Annotated in this window: 4 protein-coding genes; 2 read left to right on the plus strand and 2 right to left on the minus strand. The window is 58.9% G+C overall.

Annotated elements, in window-relative coordinates:
* Window positions 1–766 (minus strand): hypothetical protein (locus tag K8W16_RS00265; protein ID WP_304120144.1); only part of this gene is annotated, 766 nt, incomplete at its 3' end.
* 410 nt (window positions 767–1,176) lie between these two features.
* Here K8W16_RS00265 and K8W16_RS00270 point away from each other — a divergent pair.
* Together K8W16_RS00270 and K8W16_RS00275 are read left to right on the plus strand one after the other, a co-directional pair.
* Window positions 1,177–3,156, plus strand: a complete 1,980-nt coding sequence (locus K8W16_RS00270) for an FAD-dependent oxidoreductase (protein WP_304120145.1) — start codon at window positions 1,177–1,179, stop codon at window positions 3,154–3,156.
* A 21-nt stretch (window positions 3,157–3,177) separates the two neighbouring features.
* Window positions 3,178–4,980, plus strand: coding sequence for a [FeFe] hydrogenase, group A (locus K8W16_RS00275; protein WP_304120147.1), 1,803 nt, complete (start codon window positions 3,178–3,180; stop codon window positions 4,978–4,980).
* 220 nt (window positions 4,981–5,200) lie between these two features.
* Here K8W16_RS00275 and K8W16_RS00280 read toward each other — a convergent pair whose 3' ends face one another.
* The gene (locus tag K8W16_RS00280; RefSeq protein WP_304120148.1) at window positions 5,201–5,674 is read right to left on the minus strand and encodes a GNAT family N-acetyltransferase; all 474 of its coding nucleotides are present in this window, start codon (window positions 5,672–5,674) and stop codon (window positions 5,201–5,203) included.
* Window positions 5,675–5,925: the final 251 nt, after the last annotated feature.

Here is a 5,925-nt window from a genome sequence, read left to right on the forward strand (position 1 = left end):
CCCTGAGAAGCTTGCCGTTCTCCTCCTTCATGGCAAGAAGGCGCGGACGATACTTCGTATCCACCTGTTCCACGGCGAATTGCACAGCATACATATACACTCTGTAGCACATCATACATGTGCCGGAGTAAGTCTGCAAAAGCTCCACAGGAGCATCTTTATCCTTCGCCTTTTCCTCTATACTTTGCAGGATATATTTCAGGTTTTCGGCAACGGCCATGATGTTCGCTGTTTCCACGGCATCGGCGGCATTGAGCATGAGCTCGAACTGCTCGCGCTCCATAGGCACGTTGTTGCTGACTATTCCGGCATATACTTGTTCTTTCTGCCGGTCAAAGCAATCCTGAAGCTCCCTTATTTCCTGCCGAAGAGCTTCCGTGTCCTTTTTTATGCGCTCCTGCGTCATCGCCATGGGATTCCATGAAGATTCCGGAGCGGTGACGCTCAGGCGCGCAAGCTCGCCGATTTTTTCCTGCTTCTCTTTTATCTGCGCGCGCGTCTCATCCTGAAGCTCCAGAAGATCAAGAAGGGGAGAATCCGCCATGATCTCAAAGCAGTCCTTCAGGATGCGCCGGAACTTCGCGTCCCGAAAGGTCAGGCGCTCCATGAGGGTACGCTCGTCCACATCCTTTCTTTCGGCGAATTGCTCAAGCCCGTCGTTGAGCCTCGAAAAAGCCTCGTCGCGTATCTTCTGGGGGGGACTGTATGCCCACGCCCCATCGAAAGAAAGGATAAGGACCATCGTAAAAAGAAAAAAAATCCGCATGGCTCATCCCGGCAGCAATAGGAAGTTTTCTGAAAACGGCGTTTCCGCCTCCTCACGAGGGCCCATACTGCCACGGAATTCGCGTCACGTCGAGCAGAGGGCATGCCCTCCCCGTGTGGCGGTCGCCCGAAATCGACCTTCCTTTTTTCTTCAAAACGCGCCTCTCAGGAAAAAACTTCCGCGAATCGCCTTCCGGATTCGGTCGAAGCCGTCCTGTTCCCGCTTCCCCTTTACGAACGCCCTTTTTTTCCCTACATACAACGAATACCGTTGTGTACCGGATACCATCTTTCCGGCGGAAAGCGCGACGCTTCTCCTCCCGCGCGGTTCCGCCCGTAAAAAAGGAAGATCACAAAGACCCGGCTTACCTTCCAACACGCCATACGCACCATGCAAGGAGGCTCTGCCTTATGCCGCAGCTGATTTACGGAGTCTGGGACCATGTCGTCTACGACAATCGCGGCTCCGCAATTCCTACCTATCCCAAGGAATTACCGTTGGAACTTTTCGACGAGTTCAACGAAGGGAATCCCATGGAGATTTTCCTCAGCAACCGGGGCTTTCTGGTCTTTTCCCGCACAGCCAGCCTCGCCTGGGCGCTGTGGAAGCACCATGAACGCCTTGCCGCCGAGTCCTGCGGCAAATGCTCTCCCTGCCGAGCGGGTTCGCATATTCTCGCGCAGGAGCTGGAAAAAGCCTGCCACGGCGGAGAGGTGAATTGGGAAGAAGTGCGTGACGTCACAGAGCAGATGCACGAAACCTCCATGTGCGGCGTGGGACGCACAGGCACGACGCCGCTCTTTGAAGCCATTTCCCATTTCCCCGACGAGCTGCGCCCCTTCCCCTTCCACGGCAATGCGGGCTTCTATTCCGTGACGACAAGCCCCTGCATCGAAGCCTGCCCGAGCCACGTCAACGTGCCCCGCTACATCGACTACCTGCTGGACGGACATAACGACCTCGCCGCAGGCGTCGTGCTCAACCACTATCCTCTCGCGGGAAGCTGCGGCAGAGTCTGCGTGCGCTACTGTGAAAAAGCCTGCCGCCGCGCCCAGGTGGACAGCCCCATAGATATCAAGAACCTCAAGCGCTTCGCCGCCGACAAGACCATCGTACCCGGTATCCTGAAGCCCGAACCCTGCCCCACTACCAAGAACAAGCGCGTGGCCGTCATAGGGGCAGGCCCTGTGGGCGTCACCTGCGCCTATCAGCTCCTGGAAACCGGCTACCCCGTGGATATTTATGAAGCCCACGACAAGGCGGGCGGTATGGTACGCTACGGCATCCCCTTTTACCGCCTGCCCAAGAACGTGCTTCTGCAGGAAAACGAGCTCGTCAAGCAGATGGGCGGCATGTTCTTCTTCAAACAGAAGCTCGGGCGCGACTTTCACATCAACGACCTGTTCGACCGGGGCTACAAGGCCGTGTTCATAGCCACGGGTTGCCCCCTGGGCGGATACCTCGGCATGGAAGGAGAGGACTCTTCGCTTCCCGGCTATGAAAACGGCATCGACTTTCTGGAAAAGGTGCACGACGTTCTGGAAAACGGCGTCACTCCCACCATGGAAGGCGACGTGGTCGTGGTGGGCGGCGGCAACGTGGCCATGGACTGCTGCCGCTCCGCCGTGCGTATGACGCGCGGAAAGGTGCACCTCGTGTACCGCCGCACGGAGGCCGACGCACCGGCCGACAGGGAGGAAATCGTGGAAGCCATGCGTGAAGGCGTGGAATTTCATTTCCTTTCCGGGCAGGATTCCCTGGTGATGGAAAACGGGAAAATCGCAGGCCTGCGCTGCGTGGCCATGCAGCAGACGGAACCCGATGAAAGCGGCCGCCGCGGTGTCACCCCCATCCCCGGTTCTGAATTCGTCATTCCCTGCGACCATGTCATCGCGGCCATAGGCCAGAAAAGCGATCCGGCCATGCTCGTCAAGGAAGACGGCATCGCCCTCGACCGCAAGAACTGCATCATCGTCGATGAATATCAGGCGACCTCCAGGCCCGGCGTCTTCGCCGGCGGCGACGGCACCACCGGCCCCCGCACCAAGGGCCCGAGCGTGCTCATCCACGGCATGGCACAGGGGTCCATAGGAGCCCAGGCCATTGTAAGCTATCTGGAATACGGAAAGCCCCCCTTCCTCGCGCGCGAACGTATCAGCCAGCTCATCCGGCAGGCCGACCTGCTCGGCGACGATCCGGTATGCGGGCAGGAAAAGAAATCCCGCGTGAAGCTGAATGAACTTGCCCCCGCAGATCGCGCAGGCAACTTCAAGGAAGTGGAACTGGGCATGAGCCAGGAAGAGGCATGGCAGGAAGCAAAGCGCTGCATGCGCTGCTACCGCATCATGTCCGTCGTCACCCGCGCTCCCATCCCCGGTTTTAAAGCCTAACCGTTTCTGAGAGAATCCGCCATGAATGCATCCATCAACGGAAAAGAATATACTTTCGAGCCCGGGGAAACCATCCTGCAGGTAGCCCGGCGCAACGGCATCTTCATTCCCACCCTCTGCCACTTCCAGCCTCTTGACCACAAGCCCGGCACCTGCCGCGTCTGCCTTGCGGAAATTACGGACAAAAACGGCCGCACCGAAATGGCCACCACCTGCAATACGCCCATGGAAGAAGGCATGCGGGTGAACACCCGTTCCACCCGCGTGCGCGACATGCAGCGCCTTCAGGTGGAACTCATCTTCGCCGATCACGACCAGGACTGCGGCGCATGCGCCCGCCACGGCAACTGCGAATTGCAGGATCTTGCCGAATATGTAGGCCTTTCCACCAACCGTTTTGCAACGCGCATGCCTTCCGTGCGTCCCCTGGACAACACCATGCGCGGCATGGTGCGCGACATGACCAAATGCGTGCGCTGCATGCGCTGTGTGGAGGTATGCCGCAAGATGCAGGGTGTGGCCGCCCTCACCGTGGACGGTACGGGCGTGGGCGCGCACATCGGCGTGGGCATGGCCCCCAGCCAGAATACCTCAGCCTGCATACAGTGCGGCCAGTGCACCCTGGTCTGCCCCACGGGCGCGCTCGCGGAACGCGATGAGAACGACACTGTGCTCGATTACCTCGCCAACCCGGAAATCACCACCGTGTTTTCCTTCGCTCCATCGGTGCGCGTCATCCTCGGTGAGGAATTCGGCCTCGCTCCCGGGCAAAACGTGCAGGGCAGGATCATCGCCGCCCTGCGCCGCCTCGGCGCCGATATCGTCATCGACACCGACTTCGCCGCCGACGTCGTCATCATGGAGGAAGGTTCGGAACTGCTTACCCGTATGAAGAACGGCGGCAAACTCCCCACCTTCACCTCCTGCTGTCCTGCCTGGGTGAACTACGCGGAAAAACATTGCCCGGAAGTGCTGCCCTATCTTTCCACCACCCGCTCCCCGCAGGCCGTAGTCGGTTCTCTGGTCAAGACCTATCTGGCGGAAAAAATGGGGATTCCACCTAAAAAAATCCGCAACATCTCCCTCATGCCCTGCACGGCGAAAAAGGATGAGGCCGCCCGCCCACAGCTCCATGTCCACAGCACTCCCGACACCGACGTGGTGCTTACCATTCGCGAGCTTTCCCGGCTCTTCCGCCGCTGCGGCATCAATCTTGCCGAGGTGGAGCCTGAAGACTTCGACAACCCCTACATGAGCGCCTCCACCGGTGCGGCCGTCATTTTCGGCGCCACGGGCGGCGTGATGGAAGCGGCCGTGCGCACCGTGTACGCCGTGCTCAACCATAAGGAACTGCCCGGCGTGGACGTGGTACCCGTGCGCGGCGAAGAAGGTATGCGCGAAGCGGAAGTGGATCTCGGCGAAGGAAACGGCGTCATCAGGGTGGCCGTGGTGCATGGCCTCGCCAACGCCCGCAAACTCGCAGAGCAGGCCATAGCCGGCAATTCCCCCTACTCCTTCATCGAAGTCATGGCCTGCCCCGGCGGCTGCGTTGACGGCGGCGGTACCTGCCGAGTGAAAAAGAGCTATCATCCCCATGCCCACGAACGCAGGGAAGGCCTTTTCGCCATTGACCACGACATGCCTCGCCGGCAGTCCCACAACAACCCGCAGATCATCCGCCTCTATAAGGATTTCCTCGGCGAGCCGAACTCCCATAAGGCACATGAACTTCTGCACACCCACTACACCGACCGCAGCAAGGTGCAGACGGAAAGCATTTCCGCCACCAAGAAAAAGCTGACCCTCACCGACCATTCGGCCTGAGGTTTCCGCGCTCCCTGAGCACATAAAAGGGCCGCCCTTCCGGGGCGGCCCTTCACTGTTCATCGCGGAGAATTGCTGAATGTACGTCTGCAGCGTCTAAGCACGAAACACGGCAAAACGTGATTCGCCCTCCGTCTCTGTTTCTCTCCTGCTTTCCCGGCCCCCCCGTGCAGAACCCGGCACTGCTCTCAAGCCTCCCCATCGTCACCCACGGGAGCTTTTATTCCGCCAGTTTTTTCAGCGTTTCTCCCGCAATCCTGTATACCGTCCAGTCGCTCATGGGCTCCGCTCCGAGGGACAGATAAAAATCAATACCCCGGCTGTTCCAATCGAGGCACCACCATTCCAGGCGGCCGCAGCCGCGCTCAACGGCGATGGACGAGAGCTTTTTCAATATCGCCTTGCCGTATCCTCTGCCGCGGTATTCCGGCCGGACATACAGATCTTCCAGATAGAGGCCTGCCCGGCCGAGGAACGTGGAAAAATTATGGAAGAACAGCGCAAAGCCCACTTCCGTCCCCTCTTCAAGGGCGAAAATTACTTCGGCCTTCCGTCTGTCGAATATCCATTCTTCCAGAGTCCGTTCATCCGCCACTACTTCATGCAGCAACTTTTCATACGCCGCAAGCTCCCTGATGAACTGCAGAATCAATGCGGTATCCTTTCTTTCCGCATAGCGGAACCCACATGACATGACTTTTCCTCCCGTACTCCGTATCCCGTGTCTCCGTAACTCTTCTACCTCAATTCCGGGGAAGTGAAAACCGGGAGACTGCCGGAACTCCAGGGGATGAGGCGTATCGCCATAACCTGCCGATACAGAAATTGCGTCCGCCCGGACAGGCATGTGCCTTACCTTGCCATCTCCTGCCCTTACCCTTCCCCTGCGGAGCGGAATCCCAAGAAAAAAATACCCTCGGCAACCTGAACCACGCTGTGGAGCTG

The sequence above is a fragment of the Mailhella massiliensis genome (assembly GCF_020741395.1).
Lineage (GTDB): Bacteria > Desulfobacterota > Desulfovibrionia > Desulfovibrionales > Desulfovibrionaceae > Mailhella > Mailhella massiliensis_A.

What these genes read in the sequence shown, in the direction of transcription:
- K8W16_RS00270 (WP_304120145.1), top strand. Translation starts at nt 1,177, where the DNA reads ATGCCGCAGCTGATTTACGGAGTCTGGGACCATGTCGTCTACGACAAT.
- K8W16_RS00275 (WP_304120147.1), top strand. Translation starts at nt 3,178, where the DNA reads ATGAATGCATCCATCAACGGAAAAGAATATACTTTCGAGCCCGGGGAA.
- K8W16_RS00280 (WP_304120148.1), bottom strand. Translation starts at nt 5,674, where the DNA reads ATGTCATGTGGGTTCCGCTATGCGGAAAGAAAGGATACCGCATTGATT.